The 16277-nt window shown below is 33.9% G+C and carries 17 protein-coding genes; 4 read left to right on the top strand and 13 right to left on the bottom strand.

Translation table 11 applies throughout. From position 1 onward, the window contains the following. Positions 1-74 precede the first annotated feature (74 nt). The 4 genes from AC07SW_RS01625 to AC07SW_RS01640 form a co-directional block, all read right to left on the bottom strand. Positions 75-854 carry a Cof-type HAD-IIB family hydrolase gene (locus AC07SW_RS01625; RefSeq protein ID WP_494632130.1) on the bottom strand — a complete coding sequence of 260 codons (780 nt, stop codon included), beginning with the start codon at positions 852-854 and terminating at the stop codon, positions 75-77. Positions 855-967: 113 nt separating this feature from the next. Beyond that, the gene (locus tag AC07SW_RS01630) at positions 968-1147 is read right to left on the bottom strand and encodes a hypothetical protein (protein WP_135023889.1); all 180 of its coding nucleotides are present in this window, start codon (positions 1145-1147) and stop codon (positions 968-970) included. A gap of 107 nt (positions 1148-1254) precedes the next feature. Continuing rightward, positions 1255-3033 (bottom strand): ABC transporter ATP-binding protein, encoded by a 1779-nt coding sequence (locus AC07SW_RS01635; RefSeq protein ID WP_034569268.1) that lies wholly within the window; start codon positions 3031-3033, stop codon positions 1255-1257. After that, on the bottom strand, positions 3030-4760 hold the full coding sequence (locus AC07SW_RS01640; protein ID WP_034569266.1) for an ABC transporter ATP-binding protein: 1731 nt from the start codon (positions 4758-4760) through the stop codon (positions 3030-3032). The genes AC07SW_RS01635 and AC07SW_RS01640 overlap by 4 nt, the downstream gene beginning before the upstream one ends. Before the next feature lie 588 nt (positions 4761-5348). Here AC07SW_RS01640 and AC07SW_RS01645 point away from each other — a divergent pair. The 4 genes from AC07SW_RS01645 to AC07SW_RS01660 all read left to right on the top strand — a co-directional run bounded on the left by AC07SW_RS01645 (position 5349) and on the right by AC07SW_RS01660 (position 9239). Then, a complete protein-coding gene (locus AC07SW_RS01645) occupies positions 5349-5561 on the top strand; it encodes a DNA-directed RNA polymerase subunit epsilon (protein WP_034569263.1) in 213 nt (70 codons plus the stop codon). Positions 5562-5564: 3 nt separating this feature from the next. Next, complete coding sequence (rnjA, locus tag AC07SW_RS01650) at positions 5565-7235, top strand: ribonuclease J1 (RefSeq protein WP_034569261.1); 1671 nt, start codon at positions 5565-5567, stop codon at positions 7233-7235. 347 nt (positions 7236-7582) lie between these two features. Continuing rightward, positions 7583-8881 carry a Y-family DNA polymerase gene (locus AC07SW_RS01655; RefSeq protein WP_119908165.1) on the top strand — a complete coding sequence of 433 codons (1299 nt, stop codon included), beginning with the start codon at positions 7583-7585 and terminating at the stop codon, positions 8879-8881. Continuing rightward, on the top strand, positions 8871-9239 hold the full coding sequence (locus AC07SW_RS01660; RefSeq protein ID WP_034569255.1) for a hypothetical protein: 369 nt from the start codon (positions 8871-8873) through the stop codon (positions 9237-9239). Before AC07SW_RS01655 ends, AC07SW_RS01660 begins: the two co-directional genes overlap by 11 nt. A 190-nt stretch (positions 9240-9429) precedes the next feature. On the opposite strand, the gene AC07SW_RS01665 is transcribed toward AC07SW_RS01660, so the two are convergent. From AC07SW_RS01665 to AC07SW_RS01705, 9 genes are all read right to left on the bottom strand, one after another. Further along, on the bottom strand, positions 9430-9717 hold the full coding sequence (locus AC07SW_RS01665) for a HesB/YadR/YfhF family protein (RefSeq protein WP_034569253.1): 288 nt from the start codon (positions 9715-9717) through the stop codon (positions 9430-9432). A 108-nt stretch (positions 9718-9825) separates the two neighbouring features. Beyond that, on the bottom strand, positions 9826-10485 hold the full coding sequence (locus tag AC07SW_RS01670) for a potassium channel family protein (RefSeq protein ID WP_034569249.1): 660 nt from the start codon (positions 10483-10485) through the stop codon (positions 9826-9828). 104 nt (positions 10486-10589) lie between these two features. Beyond that, positions 10590-11222: a response regulator transcription factor gene (locus AC07SW_RS01675; RefSeq protein ID WP_034569248.1), complete on the bottom strand. Its 633-nt coding sequence runs from the start codon at positions 11220-11222 to the stop codon at positions 10590-10592. Continuing rightward, positions 11200-12288 (bottom strand): sensor histidine kinase, encoded by a 1089-nt coding sequence (locus tag AC07SW_RS01680; RefSeq protein ID WP_494632133.1) that lies wholly within the window; start codon positions 12286-12288, stop codon positions 11200-11202. The genes AC07SW_RS01675 and AC07SW_RS01680 overlap by 23 nt, the downstream gene beginning before the upstream one ends. Continuing rightward, a complete protein-coding gene (liaF, locus tag AC07SW_RS01685) occupies positions 12285-13028 on the bottom strand; it encodes a cell wall-active antibiotics response protein LiaF (RefSeq protein ID WP_034569242.1) in 744 nt (247 codons plus the stop codon). Before liaF ends, AC07SW_RS01680 begins: the two co-directional genes overlap by 4 nt. 178 nt (positions 13029-13206) lie before the next feature. Then, positions 13207-13680, bottom strand: a complete 474-nt coding sequence (gene greA / locus AC07SW_RS01690) for a transcription elongation factor GreA (RefSeq protein WP_034569239.1) — start codon at positions 13678-13680, stop codon at positions 13207-13209. 156 nt (positions 13681-13836) lie between these two features. Next, a complete protein-coding gene (udk, locus tag AC07SW_RS01695; RefSeq protein WP_034569237.1) occupies positions 13837-14466 on the bottom strand; it encodes a uridine kinase in 630 nt (209 codons plus the stop codon). A 71-nt stretch (positions 14467-14537) separates the two neighbouring features. Next, positions 14538-15644: an endolytic transglycosylase MltG gene (gene mltG, locus AC07SW_RS01700; RefSeq protein ID WP_174222350.1), complete on the bottom strand. Its 1107-nt coding sequence runs from the start codon at positions 15642-15644 to the stop codon at positions 14538-14540. 266 nt (positions 15645-15910) lie between these two features. Continuing rightward, positions 15911-16219 carry a DUF1292 domain-containing protein gene (locus tag AC07SW_RS01705; protein WP_034569232.1) on the bottom strand — a complete coding sequence of 103 codons (309 nt, stop codon included), beginning with the start codon at positions 16217-16219 and terminating at the stop codon, positions 15911-15913. Between the last annotated feature and the right edge of the window lie 58 nt (positions 16220-16277).

Below are 16277 nucleotides of genomic sequence, written 5' to 3' on the forward strand. Positions count from 1 at the left end.
CTTATCGCAACTAAAAAAGAATAAAAACGACGATTTCTACCGTGAAAGGGAAATCGTCGTTTTTTATTGTCACATTAAATTAAGTCTAACTTTCTCAACGCTTTTGCAATCCCATCTTCATTGCAATTATCGGTTACGTAAGTTGCTTGTGATTTTACTGGTTCTACAGCATTTCCCATCGCAACCCCTGTTCCGACCATCGTTAACAATTCCAAATCATTTAAACCATCACCAAAAGCAATCGTATCTTCTACTGAGAAGCCTTGCATTTCAGCAATTTTTAAAGCTGTATTCGCCTTAGAACCATCATAAGGCAAAATATCTACTCCCACATCGTGCCAACGCACAAAACGAAACTTAGGAAATTGCCCTTGTTCATAATGCTTTTTTTCTAATTCTGAATAAAAAATCAAACTTTGGTACAACTTATTTGACTGATAGAATTCACGGTCATAGTCTGGAACGCCAAAATCTATGCTATTCATCGCTTCTTCAATCGCTTTTTTACTGACTTCATCACGACTTCTTAAAAGGTCAGCTGATTGATAGACAATTTGATGTCCTTGCAAATCGGCTACTTGTAACAGTTCTTCATATGCCCCTGGATCTAACGAATTTTCAAAGACTAATTCATGATGATAATAACCAGCTGCTCCGTTACATACAATATAACTATTAAAATCCAACTCTTCAATTACTTTTTGTGCTAAGAATAAATTTCTACCTGTCGCAATTGCAAGCTCATGCCCATTCTTTTTAAGCGTTTTCAAAGCACCCCTCGTACTAGCTAAAACTTCTTTATTCTCATTCAACAACGTACCATCAATATCGAAAAAAATCATTTTTTTGTTCATTTGCTTCTCTCCTACTTTCAACTCTTCTTTACTCCTTTTAGTTTACCGATAATTGAAGCAAAGTGCAAAACAAAAAAAGAAATTCAACGAAATTGAATTTCTTTTTTTGTTTCTTAACGAGGCTGGCTCCATTTTTTAGGACTCCAAATCTCACCTTCTAAAGCAACTTGTAAGCTCTCATTATCTGAATTTAATTCATTTATATATTCAATTGTAGCATCTACAATAAACTGATCTTGGTCACCTTTTACTAATTTTTGTAACTCTTCCTTGACCCATTCTCTCGTTTCCATTTTCTATCCCTCGCTTTCCTTGCCAATTCAGTTTACTACATGAATAAAAAAAAGAATACTAAAGTGGTTTAAAACAAAAAAGACAACCTGTTAAGGTTGTCTTTTTACTATTCTGCTTCTTCACTGAATTGGCTATTGTATAATTTTTCATAAAAACCACCCTCAGCTAAGAGGCTTTCATGAGTTCCTTGTTCGATAATCTCTCCTTGATTCATTACAAGGATTAAATCAGCATCACGAATGGTTGATAAACGGTGGGCAATTACAAAACTTGTTCTGCCTTCCATTACGCGCTTCATCGCTTTTTGTATCAACGCTTCTAAACGAGTATCTACAGAACTCGTCGCTTCATCTAAAATGAGAATTTTAGGATCAGAAATGATAGCTCGTGCAATTGTTAGCAATTGCTTTTGTCCTAGTGAAATATTGGATGCTTCTTGGTTTAACACCATATCATATCCATCCGGTAACGTACGAATAAAATGATCCACATTGGCTGTTTTAGCTGCATCCACCACTTCATACTCAGTCGCATCAAGCTTACCAAACCGAATATTATCTGAAATACTCGCATTATACAACCAAGCATCTTGCAACACCATACCAAATTGAGATCGAACATCCGCTCGTGACATCTCTTTTGTGTCGATGCCATCAATTTTTATAGCGCCATGATCTACATCGTAAAAACGCATTAGTAAATTAATCAAGGTTGTTTTCCCTGCCCCAGTTGGACCAACAATTGCAACTGTTTGACCGCTTTTTACTTCCACATTTAAATCTGTAATCAATGGATTTTTTTTATCATAACCAAATCCAACATGTTCAAAAGTCACATCACCCCGAACTTTTTCAGGTAAAGGGTATTGAACTAAATCTGGTTTTTCTTCTGGCTCATCTAAAATTTCAAAAACTCGACCGGTTGCGGCGGCTGCACTTTGTAAGACACCAGACAACTGTGTGATTTGTGAAATGGGTTGATTGATTTGCCAAATATATTGAGTGAATGCTTGTAAATTCCCTAAAGTTAGCATTCCTTGAATAACAGAATAACCACCAAAAACGGCAATTCCAACATAAGCCAAATTTGAAGCTAAACCGACTAATGGCATCATTAAACCTGAAACAAAGGCTGCTTTAAAACCAAATCCCGCTAATTTATGGTTAATTTCTTTAAAATTGGATAACGTATCCGCTTCTTTACCATATAATTTAATGACCGAAAAACCGCTATAACTTTCTTGAACAAAGCCGTTTAGTTCACCTAACGCTTTTTGTTGGCCTTTAAAATAAGGTTGTGATTTTTTGACAACTGCTTTTGAAATAAAAATCGAAGTCGGAATAATCAACAAGATAATAATCGCTAATGGAATAGAAATATATAACATCATTCCTACTGCAAATACGATTCCCATCACTGAATTCACAATTTGAATCAAGCTTTGCTGCATTGCATTACTAATCGCATCCACATCATTCGTCACTCGACTTAAAATATTCCCTTGTTGATTTTTATCAAAATAAGAAACTGGCAAGCGATTGATTTTATTGTCAATATCACTTCTTAAATCACGCATCGTATGTTGAACAACATTCGTCATAATGAAACTCGCTGACAACATTGTAATTTGATAAATCGCTGCGGCCCCCAACATGTATAAAATCACTTTTTGAACATAGGGGAAGTTAACCGCTGCTGCTGGTACATGATTTGCGATATCTTTGATATTGTTTCCTACTTCCGTAATAATCAGCCCCATAATAAAAGGCTGTAAAGCATTGGCCATCATACAAATGATCGTAAGAAGGATAGCTGAAATAAAACCAATTTTATAGGGTTTTACATAAGCACTTAAGCGTTTAATTGATTGAATGGATTCTCTCATGCTAACTCCTCCTTCGATAATTGTGAAGCGGCGATATCATAATAAACGTCACATGTTTTTAATAACTCTTTGTGGGTACCCATGCCGATAACTTCCCCTTCATTTAAGACGAGAATTTTATCTGCGTGCATAATCGTTCCCACACGTTGTGCTACAATTAGTACAGTTGCTTCTTTTGTTTCAGATTTTAAACGCGCTCGCAATTTTGCATCTGTTTGATAATCTAACGCAGAAAAACTATCATCAAAAATATAAACATCTGGTTTTTTAACAATTGCTCGTGCAATAGACAAACGTTGCTTTTGACCACCTGACATATTGCTTCCACCTTCGGCTAAAAGTTCATCGTATTGAGCTGGTTTTAATGAGATAAACTCTTTTGCTTGAGCAATATCAGACGCTTCTTCTAATTCTCCAGTTGTCGCATTCCATTTTCCATAGCGCATATTTTCAGCAATCGTTCCTGTAAATAGCAAGGCTTTTTGTGGAATATAGCCAATTTTCTTGCGTAAAGCACTTAACTTGTAATCTCGTACATCCACGCCATCTAATAAAATACGACCTTTCGTTACGTCATAGAAACGGGGAATCAATTGAATTAAGGTTGACTTCCCACTTCCTGTGCTTCCGATAAAGGCGATTGTTTCACCTGGTTTTGAAGAAAAACTAACATCCCGAATAATCGGTGTTTCTGTATTTCCAGGATAAGCAAACGTCACATTTTCAAAAGTTAAATACCCATGTGTTTTTGTTTCTGTAATGCCATTTTCATTTTCTGTAATAACTGGCTCCGTTGCCAATACTTCTTCGATACGGTGAGCAGAAACTGCTGCTCTTGGATACATCATAAAGACATTTGCAAATAGCATAAATGAGAATAACGCGTGGAAAATGTATTCAATAAATGCTATTAAATTTCCAACTTGTAAATCACCTGTATTGATTTGTCCTACACCTAACCAAATAACAACGGCAAAAATAATGTTAAAGACAACCGAAAATCCAGGTTGCGCATAGGCCATTAATTTAAAGAGCTTTTTTGAAACAGTTGCATATGCATCGTTAACTACTTTAAAACGTTTTTCTTGAAATTTTTCATTTACAAAGGCTCGAATCACTCGTAGACCTGTTAAATTTTCACGTAAATTCAAGTTAATGGCATCCAAATTGGATTGCTGACTTTCAGAAAGTGGTTCTGATTTCTTTCCTATTAATAGAACCCCAATCAATAAAAATGGAATGGCTGCAAAAACAACCCATGACAACGAAGGGCTAGTTCGTACAATCATGATAAAGCTCGAAATGAACATTAATGGTGTCATCATTCCCATTCTTAAAATCATTTGCATAAATTGCATCACTTGAAATGCATCATTTGTTGTTCTAGTTACCAACGAAGACACACCAAATTGGTCATATTCACGATGCGAAAACGATTGCGTTTTTTCAAAAATATCGTCACGGATATCTCGCACAATACTTGTTGTGATCTTACTTCCACAATAAGCTAGAAACATCAGTGCGACTAAACCAATCAAACAAATTGCAATCATAATCATGCCATAATACTTAACCTCACCGAAATCATTCACGGCGATTCCATTATCAATCATTTTTGCCAATAACGTCGGCAGTCCTAACTCGATTAAAATAAAGCCAAACACACTTAAAAAATTTAAAAATACCAATCCCTTATATTTCATCGTGTAACGCCACATTAATTTCAATTTATCATCTCCTTTTCCCCGTAACCACTGTGTTTTAATATTATAAAACACAAAAAAATTGAATAATTTCACTATACCATAATTTTTGCTATTATGTCAGATTTTTTTGCTTTAATCAATAGCTATTTAAACAAACTATTCATAAAAACTTGTTGATCAATTAAAAATAAACGCTTTTTTATTATCGAATCTCTCTTAGTTGTCTCAATTTCAGCGATTCTTCCCATTTGATACCTTTAGAATGATTTACTTTCTATACTTCGTTCAAAAATTATGGTAAAATACACTTACAATGTTGTGATTAAAACACAGCCACCTGTTCGGGAAAAAATAACAACTTAGTGGAGTCTGTTATTAAAAATATCGTTAACACTAATTTCATCTTAATTTTTAACAATGGTATCTTTCTGTTTTTTTAATTAGCTAGACTTATAACTAAAGGCCTATCTGATTACCGAATAAACCAACTTACAGGGCAAATCAAGCCCTTTATTTTGTATGGTTAGCACTATCACAACAATTGAATTTAAGTTTTAGCCTATTTAGATAAATTCACTGCATTTTGCAGTTATATAAGGAGAGAAAATTATGATTTTTAAAGTCACTTATCAAGTAACAAAAACCAGAAATCCAAAACGTGAGGACACTCAAGCCCTATACGTAGAAGCAGAATCAGCGGTAGCAGCCCGCAAACTAGTTGAAGAAAACACCCCTTACAATATTGAGTTTGTTCAACCAGTAGAAGGAAAACACTTAGCTTACGAACAAAAAAATCCTGACTTCAAATTAACGGAGTTTTAAGAAATGAAACCAACTATAAAAAACAATGAAGCTGCTGTCTTTGGTATCGGGGGGCTAGGGGAAATTGGAAAAAATACGTACGGTGTTCAATTTCAAGATGAAATTATCATTGTAGATGCTGGTATTAAATTTCCTGAAGACGACTTATTAGGAATTGATTATGTGATTCCTGATTATAGTTACATTGTTCAAAATATTAATAAAGTAAAAGCGCTAGTGATTACTCATGGACATGAGGATCATATCGGTGGGATTCCCTTCCTATTGAAACAAGTAAACATTCCAGTTTATGCGGGTCCTCTTGCATTAGCCTTGATTCGTAATAAATTAGACGAGCATGGTCTTTTACGGGATGCGGAACTACATCAAATCGGTGAAGATTCTGTATTAAAATTCCGTAAAACAAGTGTAAGTTTCTTTAGAACCACACACAGTATTCCAGATGCACTAGGAATCGTTGTTAAAACACCACCCGGCAACATTGTCTTAACGGGTGACTTTAAGTTCGATTTCACACCTGTTGGTGAACCTGCTAACTTACACCGTATGGCAAAAATTGGAGAAGATGGCGTATTAGCACTCTTATCTGATAGTACAAATGCGGAAGTTCCAAACTTTACTCAATCCGAACAAGTCGTTGGTGAATCCATCACTAGTATTTTCCAAAAAGTAGAAGGTCGAATTATTTTTGCGACTTTTGCATCAAATATTTCACGTCTCCAACAAGTTGCAAATGCAGCGGTAAAAACGGGTCGTAAAATTGCTGTTTTTGGTCGAAGTATGGAAGCTGCTATGGTCACTGGGCGTCAATTAGGTTATATCACTGCACCTGAAGATACATTTATCGATGCTCACGAATTAAATCGTTTGCCTGCAAATGAGGTAACGATTTTATGTACCGGCTCTCAAGGTGAACCAATGGCAGCGCTAAGCCGTATTGCCAACGGAACTCACCGTCAAATCTCCATTCAACCTGGTGATACAGTTGTCTTTTCAAGTTCGCCTATCCCAGGCAATACAACTAGTGTAAACCGCGTAATCAACTTGCTTTCTGAAGCTGGTGCCGAAGTGATTCACGGAAAAGTCAACAACATTCACACTTCAGGTCATGGTGGACAACAAGAACAAAAATTAATGCTTCGTTTAATGAAACCTAAGTATTTTGTTCCTGTCCATGGTGAATTTAGAATGCAAAAAATCCATACGACCCTTGCAGAACAAGTTGGTATTCCAAAAGAAAATTCATTTATCCTTGCAAATGGTGATGTTTTAGCATTAACGGCTGATTCTGCTCGCTCTGCTGGTCATTTCAATGCAAGTGATGTTTATGTTGATGGAAAAGGAATTGGAGATATCGGCAACGTGGTCCTACGTGACCGTAGAATCCTCTCTGAGGAAGGTTTAGTTGTTGTCGTTGTGACCTTAGATTATAAAACAAAAGACGTTTTAGCTGGTCCAGATATCCTTTCTCGTGGCTTTATCTACATGCGTGAGTCTGGTGATTTAATCAATGAAGCGCAACGTGTTATCTTTAAAAACTTAAAAGAGGCGCTAAAAGAAGAAAATGTAACTGAACAATATATTAAAGAAACGATTATTGGCAGTTTACAACCTTTCTTATTTGAAAAAACAGAGCGTCATCCAATGATTTTACCAATCATTATGCCTGTTTAACCATTCTATAAAAAGGATTGTTCTAATTACTTAGAGCAATCCTTTTTTTTGTTTCATATATGAATAAAAAATCGAATGATTTTAAAAAAATTAAATTTATTAAAATAAATTTAATTTAACCATTTTCAACTTCCCTTCACGCCTTTTCTTACTCAATGTATCGCTTTAAAACAACTAATACAACTATTTCATTAATTAATTATTCACATGAATTATAACAATACATTTATTCTTTTACTAAATACATAAAAAAAAGCAAGTGTGTGTGTATGTTCGCCTTTACTTATTGAACGTATGTTCGTATAATAGGATTATCTTATTAAAACGAGAGGTGAACTGTTACGGAATTGGAATTGGACTATTCTAACGAACCACGTTCGGATATTTTATGTATCGACATCAAAAGTTTTTACGCCAGTGTTGAATGCGTTGAACGAGGATTAGACCCACTTAAAACCATGCTTGTTGTAATGTCTAACGAAGAAAGCAATGGTGGGTTAATTTTAGCTAGTTCACCTGCTGCAAAAAAAAAACTAGGGATTTCTAATGTGATGCGTAAATTTGATTTGCCTCACCACCCTCAATTAATCATCGTCCCTCCTCGTATGAGTTTATATATTGAGAAAAACAAACAAATTATCGCTATTTTTAGAAAATATGCAGCTGAAGAAGATATTTTAGTCTATTCAATCGATGAAGCTTTTCTGAAAATAACCCCTGTTAAAAAAATGTTTCATGCTACTCCTTATGAAATTGCACGAAAAATCCAGTACGATGTCTATCATCAGCTAGGTTTGTATACCACCATTGGAATTGGAGATAATCCGTTGTTAGCCAAACTAGCTTTAGATAATGAGGCCAAAAATGCGCCTGATTTTAAAGCCGAATGGCGCTATCAAAATGTAGCGGATAAAGTTTGGAAGATTCCCTCGTTAACAGATATGTGGGGAATTGGTTCGCAAACGGCTAAAAAATTAATTCAAATGAATGTCCACTCAGTTTATGACTTAGCACATTTTGATCCTGGAATACTCAAAGAAAAAATGGGGATTATCGGTGAACAGCTTTATGCACATTCATGGGGAATCGATCGTAGCGATATTTCAGTTAAATACAAATCCTTAGAAAAATCTTACAGCAATTCACAAATACTGCTTAAAGACTATAGCATTCAAAAAGAAATAGAATTAGTCATTAAAGAAATGGCTGATCAAGTAGCTACAAGATTACGAAAAAAAAATTGTCAAACACAGTGTATTTCTCTTTTTATACGCTATTCAAATCACGAAGTAACCAAAGGCTTTAATCGACAACTCAAAATTACCGCTACTAACAATACCAAGCAATTAATTGAACACTGTCTTACTTTGTTTAGAAACTATTATAAAGATGAAAGTGTCCGACAAATTGGCATCAGTTACTCAAAACTAGTTTACCGTACAGATATCCAATTAGATCTTTTCAAAGAAATAAATGAACAAGTCAACGAGTACCATTTAGATACAGTTGTTGATAAAGTTCGTACTAAGTATGGTTTTAATAGTCTGATTCATGCTAGTAGCCTTCTTGAAGGTGCTACTGCAATCAAGCGTAGTTCGTTAGTAGGCGGGCACGCATCAGGAAAGGAAGAACGTCATGCTAAATAAATTTAACGATCACTATCAAGACCGAGGAACAGTCAAATGGCAAGGAATGTATTTATCCGAACACAGTCAATCATTGGAGAACGATGCAACTGAACTAGCCGATACCATTTCTCAAAAACCTCAAATGACTTCTTTTGAAATAGCTTCTGTTTTAGATTCTGCCATTGTTAAGAATAAAAAAGTAGCGATTCAAATAGAAGAAATTAATGAAAATGGTGATTACGCTAAAGATACAATTGGAAAAATAAAAGGCTATGATGAATTAGGTATTTATATCGATCATATTAAAGTTGGCTATGATGAAATCAGAAACATTCAACTTTATGAAGAAATAAAATGGAGTAAAATAATAAATTAAAAATAGGTCATTGCGCTTCCAACTATCCGTTTATTGTTGTGCTTTTTCATTTTTTAACATAAATTTGGTATTTATATAAATTGACTATTAAAAAATTAAACGTTATAATTAAATTAATATTTTGTTTTATAATGCAAAAAAAGACTAGCCCTTAGTTTCCCAAAACCTAAGAGCTAGTCTTTTTTAATTTTTATAAATATTCATAAATAGGTTCATCTTTTAATTCATCATAATCTACTTTTAAATCATGACCACTAAAATACCACTCATCGCCGTCTTCAACGAAATACGTTACGCCTTCTTTTTCAGTACTTCCTAGCGGATTACGAGGTTCTACTAATTCAATCCCCAAAGAGAATCCTTGTTGGATGGGACTAGTTCCACCATATTTTCCAAAAAAACGGACAAAAGTTCCATTTGACACACCAACTTCATCTTCAAACCATTTTTTTGCAGTATCTGTAATTTCAATTTTCATTTTATTAATCGCACAAAAGCTTTCTTTTGTGACTCCTCCTTTCCATCAATCATACACCCTCTATTCTACCATAAATACTAAAAAAACCACATTTTGCTGTTTACACAGTTAAGGCATCATTGCTTCTAAACGGTCTAAATCAATGACTGATCCTACAACCATCAACGTATCGTTTTCTTCAATCGTTTCTGTTGCTTTTGGTGAAATAATCATTTCTTGTCCGCGTCGAATCCCAATGACTGTCAAACCAAATTTTGCTCTAAAATCTAGTTCATCCAGTGATTTGCGATAAAATTTTGGATTCGTTACCTTTAATTCTACTAACGAATATTCGTCTGACAGCTCCAAATAGTCCACCACATTTTTAGAAACTAAATGATGTCCTATACGAATTCCCATGTCTCTTTCAGGATGAACAACGTGATCTGCCCCAATGCGTTCTAATACTTTTCCGTGATAATCATTTTGTGCTTTAGCTGTTACAAAAGGAACACCCATTTCTTTAATCATTAAAGTAGCTAAAATACTGGCTTGAATGTCTTCCCCAATTGCAACAATAACATGATCAAAATTACGAATGCCTAATGATCGTAACACACTTTCATCTTGAGCATTTGCTACTACTGCATGAGTCGCGATATTCATAAATTCATTTACACGGTCTTCACTTGAGTCAATGACTAACACATCTTGACCAGCTTCTACTAACGTACGGCAAATACTACCGCCAAAACGACCTAATCCAATAATCGCAAAGTTCTTTTTCATTCTTTATATCACCTTTCATATATGCCTCATTTTAATTTTTACTCTCTTCTAGTATAACAAAAAAAAGCAAAACCAACAGCTTTCCATTCGGTTTTGCATTCCTTTTATTTGATAAGATGATGTTTAAACGCATAAATTGCTGCTTGTGTACGATCTTCTACATCTAATTTAGCTAATATATTGGATACATGTGTTTTGACAGTCTTCAATGTAATGAACAATTGGTCCGCAATTTCTTGATTTGAATTCCCTTGTGCAATCAATAATAAAATTTCATTTTCACGATTAGTCAGATCATCATGTAACACAGGTTCTTTCTTTTTAGTAAAACGTTCCATCATCTTACCTGTCACTTCTGGTTCTAAAATTGACTCACCAGCGTATGTAGAACGAATGGCATTTGCAATTTCTCCTGCAGTTGATGTTTTAAGCATATAACTAGATGCACCTGCCTCTAATGCTGGATAAACTTTTTCATCATCAATAAAACTTGTGACAATGATGATTTTTGCTTCAGGCCAATCTTTTAAAATTGCTTTTGTTGACTCAATCCCATCCATGACATCCATCACTAAATCCATCATGATTACGTCAGGTCTTAATTCTAATGCCTTTTCATACCCAATCAAGCCATTTTCAGCTTCACCAATCACTTCAATATCCGGTTGAATCGACAAATAAGCTGAAACCCCTAATCTTACCATTTCGTGATCATCAATCAACAATACTTTGATCATTCTCGTCACTCCCTTTTATAATTGGTATCTTGATTTCAATGCTCGTTCCTTGACCAGGGAAACTAATAAACTTACAAATTCCACCCATACCTGCTACACGTTCTTTAATATTTTGTAATCCATAATTTCCCGCTTTACTTTCTTTCGTATCAAAACCAACACCATCATCAATCACACGCAATAAAATGGATTGATCGACTTTCTTTAAATAAACTTCTAATTCATTTGCTTTTGAATGTCGCAGTGTATTAGACAGCAGTTCTTGTACAATTCTAAATAGGTGATCTTCAATCCCACTTGGCAAATAAACATCTTCTATTTCCCATGTCAAAATAATTTGTACTTTTGATTTTAATTCAACAAGTAATTGCTCAATTCCTTTTTTCAACGTTTTTCCTTCTAAACTAATAGGACGTAAATGAAGCAACAAAGCTCTCATTTCAGATTGCGAATCATTGATAATACTTTCAACCATTTTTAGTTGCTTTTGAAAAAGCTCACTAGAATCAACAGCAGCTTGCTCATTCAAAGCAGATAATAACATCATAGCAGCAAATAATTGTTGACTAACTGAGTCGTGAAGCTCTCTTGCTAAGCGATGACGCTCCTGTGTTAAGATTTCTTCTTTTGTTTCACCATCAACAAATTTAGGCTGATTGCCGTTCAATTGTACTTCTTTGGATAGTTCTACAAGTTTGTCTTTAACAACGCATATATGTTTATCGATATCTTCTTGATAAATGGACGCACTATAAAGATCGTTTTGTTCCTTAAAAACACTCGCTTCATAATTTCCATCAGCTAAAGCTTGTAATTCTTCCTCAATATGTTCCCATTGCGCACGTCCAACAAAGTACATAATTGTAGCAACTACCACTCCAATAATAAGCGAAAAGGCAACTAAATAAACTAAAAAAGGGATGGCTAAAATCTTAACCGAAATCAAGTCAATATACCATCGATTTTTAGATGTTGCAGAACTAAATGCAATTGCTATTAACAGCATAACAATAAATGAAAAAAACGAAACGGTGAAAAAGGTACGTTGATTCACTATTTTTTTCATACCTCAATCACCTCAATATCACCAATTAACACATTTGTAATGATCTTGATTTTTCGAATGCTTTCTTCATATTGATCGCTATACATTTTAACGGTCTCATTTTTTAGTGTATAGCTATCGCCTTCAAAGCTTATTTTACCACGAATTGCGCTATGTTCAATCATAACACCTACACCAACTGGAACTAAAATGCGGGTTTTTCCAAAACCTTTACGAATCACAACAAAACTTTCATCTTTCGGCAATAATGTATTCCCTAAATCAATGATTGTATCTCCTGCAAAAATAGAAAAATTAATATCATCCCATTCATAAATTGCATTTCCAATTCGTTCATTTCCAATCCATGGGCGTTTCATACGCTTGCCATTTTTTTCAGTGGTACTACTTGTTTCTACCACAACGAGTGATTTTCGTTTCCACGGAGCGTTTGAAAAATTTTTATTCTTCATATTCGTAAATAACTGACTGCCACTAATTGAAAAGAAGAAAATAGCAAAAATTAACATTAACCATATTGAACTTGTTGATAGTAAAACAAAAACCACCAATAAGCCACCTAAAACTAAAAAGAAACTATTATTGTATCCTTTTGTAAATTTATTTTTAAGACTCCAAATACTCATCACTAAACCCGCTACAAAAGCAATCATTAGTGGAATAGTTGAAAAAATTTGGAAAATAAGATAAACAAATAATAAGCTTTCAATAAGGATGAAAAATTGCCAATTGTTTTTCATAGTCACCCTCCTTTATATTTTATATTCTTTTCTAAGTATAGCATCTTTTACGAGGGAAACAGCGTGCTCAAGCATGAATTCTCTCTAAGACTAAAGACTGATATTGGACTATTTTGATTCTATAAAGAAGGAAAAGCCACTCAAAAGAGCAGCTTTCCAATTTTATTTATTCATTTGATTAAGATACGCTGATAATTTTCACTTGCATATCTCCACCTGGAGTTGAAATGATAACCTCATCATCAATACGTTTCCCAATAATTGCTTTAGCAATCGGTGAATCGTTAGAAATTTTACCAGAAAATGGATCTGCTTCTGCACTTCCAACAATTGTGTATTCCTCTTCTTCACCATCAGGTAATTCAATAAATTTCACTGTACGACCTAATGAAACCTCGTCTTTATCTGTGTTTTTATTGTCGATGATTTCTGATAAGCGAATCATATTTTCTAGTGTCGTAATACGACCTTCAACGAAAGCTTGCTCATCTTTTGCTGATTCGTACTCGGAGTTTTCTGATAAATCTCCAAAGCTACGAGCAATTTTAATTCTTTCAACGATTTCTTTTCTTTTAACAGTTTTTAATTCTTCTAATTCATTTTCTAATTTTTCTTTACCTTCTAAAGTCATAGGATAAACTTTTTCTACCATGTTCGTACTCTCCTTCTAAATAATCTGTTTATTACAAATTATTTCAGCGCCATTCATTTATTTTTTATGAAAGCGTACTATTTATTTTTCAATATTGACAAGATACCACGAAGCAAAGGAATTGTAAATAGTAATCTACATTATTTATGAATTTTCTCACTGATTATTCAATATCGAACTAATCTTTGTGGTCATCAAATCAATTGCTACTTGGTTTTGTCCACCTTCTGGAATAATTAAATCTGCATATTTTTTAGTCGGTTCGATAAATTGATGATACATTGGCTTCACGACACTTAAATACTGTTGAATAACAGAATCTAATGTGCGACCACGTTCTTCCATGTCTCGTTTGATACGGCGAATAATTCGGATATCATCATCGGTATCAACATAAACTTTAATATCCATTAAATCACGCAATCTAGCGTCTTCTAAAATTAAGATACCTTCAACAATAATCACTTCTTTTGGTTCTTGTAAGACTATTTGACTACTTCTTGTATGAGCTGCATAATCGTAAACTGGTTTTTCAATCGAACGATACTGAATCAAATCCTCAACATGTTGAATCATTAGTTCTGTATCAAATGCAAAAGGATGATCGTAATTTGTTTTTAATCGTTCTTCAAAACTTAAATCACTTTGATCTTTGTAATAAAAATCTTGCTCTAATAATAGAATGGAGTGCCCTGAAAATTTGTTGAAGATTGCTCGACTGACACTTGTTTTACCGCTACCTGAACCACCAGTAACCCCGATCACGATTGGCTTATTCTTACTCATTATGCTAAATTCCGCTCCTTATTTAAAAGCATTGAATCAATTGATTCAATGCTTTTTTTCTGTTTCTAATTTTAATCAAGATATTTTGCTTTTAATTTTAAATGTTCGTCATAAGTTTCTGCAAAATAAACTTTTCCAGTTTTGGTATCTGCTAAGAAATATAAATAACTTGTATCTGCTGGATTTAGCGTTGCTTTGATAGATTCTAATCCTGGATTATTAAATGGCCCAGGTCCGAAACCTTTATTTTGATAAAGGTTATATGGGGAATCAACTTCTAAATCTTTCTCAGTTACTAATTCTTTATGTGTATCTAAAGAATATAGGACACTGATATCCGTTTGTAATGGCATATCCTCAGCTACACGATTGTAAAAGACATTGGCAATTTTAGTGCGGTCATCATAAGAAACGCCTTCTTTTTCAACAAGAGAGGCTACAGTTAGAACTTCTTGAACCGTTTTCCCTTGTGCTTGTATCGTTCCGTAGAATGATTTCATCACTTCATCCGTTTTCTTAATCATATCTTCAACAATTTCTTCTAATGTCATTTTTTTATCATAATCGTATGTGGCTGGGAAAAGATAGCCTTCTAAACGATAACGTACATTCGTTGCACTCATTGCACTATCTAATAATTGTGGATACTTTTGTTGCATATTGGTTAAGAATGTTTCATCTTGAACTAATTTTAAAAACTCTTCTTTTTTATATTTTGTTGATTTTTCAACGGATTGTGCTATCTGCTCCATAGTTAAACCTTCTTGAACCAGAATCTTATTAGCTCCTTCGCCAGCTGTTGCACTTCCGCCTTTTTGAAGATCTTTAATAATTTGATTCAAAGTCATTGATGGTTTCAATTCATAGTAACCAGCTAAAAAATTGGCTGCATTATTTGTTTTTACATAATAGCTAAAAACAAAGGCACTTTTGATAATTCCTTTATCTTCCAAAATTTTTGCAATTTCTTTTGTAGTAGAACCAATTGGTACTTCAACTTGTATTTTTTCTTCACTTGATGGATTTAACGGTTGTAAAGAACTCGTTACATAGCGATAACCTACTAATCCTAAAATAACTAACAAAATAACCAATACACCGATAATGCTAAGAACAACCTTTTTTACCACAGTTGATTCTTTTTCTCTGTCTAACATTCTTGAGCGTGACTCAGCCATTAATTTTTCCTTTTTACTTGGCTGTTCCTCGTTATTATTTCCCAAGAAAAAACCCTCCTAACTCCCATTAAAGAAAACAATCATTTTCTTCAATTTCATAACTAACTTCAATTATTATACATGATATCTACAGTAATGAGAACAATAATCTAGCGTTTTTTTGATTATCTTGTTAATTTTAGACTTTTTTTAAGTTTACAACAAAGCCTTTTCTTATTTACGCCTACAAAAAAAGCTAACAAGTACAATTGTTAGCTTTTATTTGATTATTCTTCTTCGTCATCTGCCATGAAGGTATTTAAAACTTCTTCAATCATGTCCCACTCTTCATTTGTTTCGATTGGTTTCAAGTCGCCTTGATTTCCATCTTCTTGCTCTACATATGAGAAAGCTTGTAATTCGATTTCTTCACCTTCTGGAATTCCAGCTGGATAAACTAAAACATATGATTTTGCGTAATCATCTGAATCAAATGTGAATAAGATTTCGTATAATTCTTCATTTCCATTTTCATCAATAATTGTAATATGTTCGTGATCGTGATGATCTTCTTCGTGATTGTGATCGTGTGTCATTCTAAACACTCCTTTAAATATATATCTTTCATCTGTTATATTCTACCGTATTTGAGAT

It is taken from the genome of Carnobacterium sp. GW821-FHT04C06 (assembly GCF_059420345.1).

What these genes read in the sequence shown, in the direction of transcription:
- AC07SW_RS01670 (WP_034569249.1), bottom strand. Translation starts at nt 10,485, where the DNA reads ATGAAAAAGAACTTTGCGATTATTGGATTAGGTCGTTTTGGCGGTAGT.
- greA (WP_034569239.1), bottom strand. Translation starts at nt 13,680, where the DNA reads ATGGTAGAAAAAGTTTATCCTATGACTTTAGAAGGTAAAGAAAAATTA.
- AC07SW_RS01660 (WP_034569255.1), top strand. Translation starts at nt 8,871, where the DNA reads ATGCTAAATAAATTTAACGATCACTATCAAGACCGAGGAACAGTCAAA.
- rnjA (WP_034569261.1), top strand. Translation starts at nt 5,565, where the DNA reads ATGAAACCAACTATAAAAAACAATGAAGCTGCTGTCTTTGGTATCGGG.
- AC07SW_RS01625 (WP_494632130.1), bottom strand. Translation starts at nt 854, where the DNA reads ATGAACAAAAAAATGATTTTTTTCGATATTGATGGTACGTTGTTGAAT.
- AC07SW_RS01635 (WP_034569268.1), bottom strand. Translation starts at nt 3,033, where the DNA reads ATGAGAGAATCCATTCAATCAATTAAACGCTTAAGTGCTTATGTAAAA.
- mltG (WP_174222350.1), bottom strand. Translation starts at nt 15,644, where the DNA reads ATGGCTGAGTCACGCTCAAGAATGTTAGACAGAGAAAAAGAATCAACT.
- AC07SW_RS01705 (WP_034569232.1), bottom strand. Translation starts at nt 16,219, where the DNA reads ATGACACACGATCACAATCACGAAGAAGATCATCACGATCACGAACAT.
- AC07SW_RS01645 (WP_034569263.1), top strand. Translation starts at nt 5,349, where the DNA reads ATGATTTTTAAAGTCACTTATCAAGTAACAAAAACCAGAAATCCAAAA.
- AC07SW_RS01665 (WP_034569253.1), bottom strand. Translation starts at nt 9,717, where the DNA reads ATGAAAATTGAAATTACAGATACTGCAAAAAAATGGTTTGAAGATGAA.
- AC07SW_RS01675 (WP_034569248.1), bottom strand. Translation starts at nt 11,222, where the DNA reads ATGATCAAAGTATTGTTGATTGATGATCACGAAATGGTAAGATTAGGG.
- AC07SW_RS01680 (WP_494632133.1), bottom strand. Translation starts at nt 12,288, where the DNA reads ATGAAAAAAATAGTGAATCAACGTACCTTTTTCACCGTTTCGTTTTTT.
- AC07SW_RS01630 (WP_135023889.1), bottom strand. Translation starts at nt 1,147, where the DNA reads ATGGAAACGAGAGAATGGGTCAAGGAAGAGTTACAAAAATTAGTAAAA.
- liaF (WP_034569242.1), bottom strand. Translation starts at nt 13,028, where the DNA reads ATGAAAAACAATTGGCAATTTTTCATCCTTATTGAAAGCTTATTATTT.
- udk (WP_034569237.1), bottom strand. Translation starts at nt 14,466, where the DNA reads ATGAGTAAGAATAAGCCAATCGTGATCGGGGTTACTGGTGGTTCAGGT.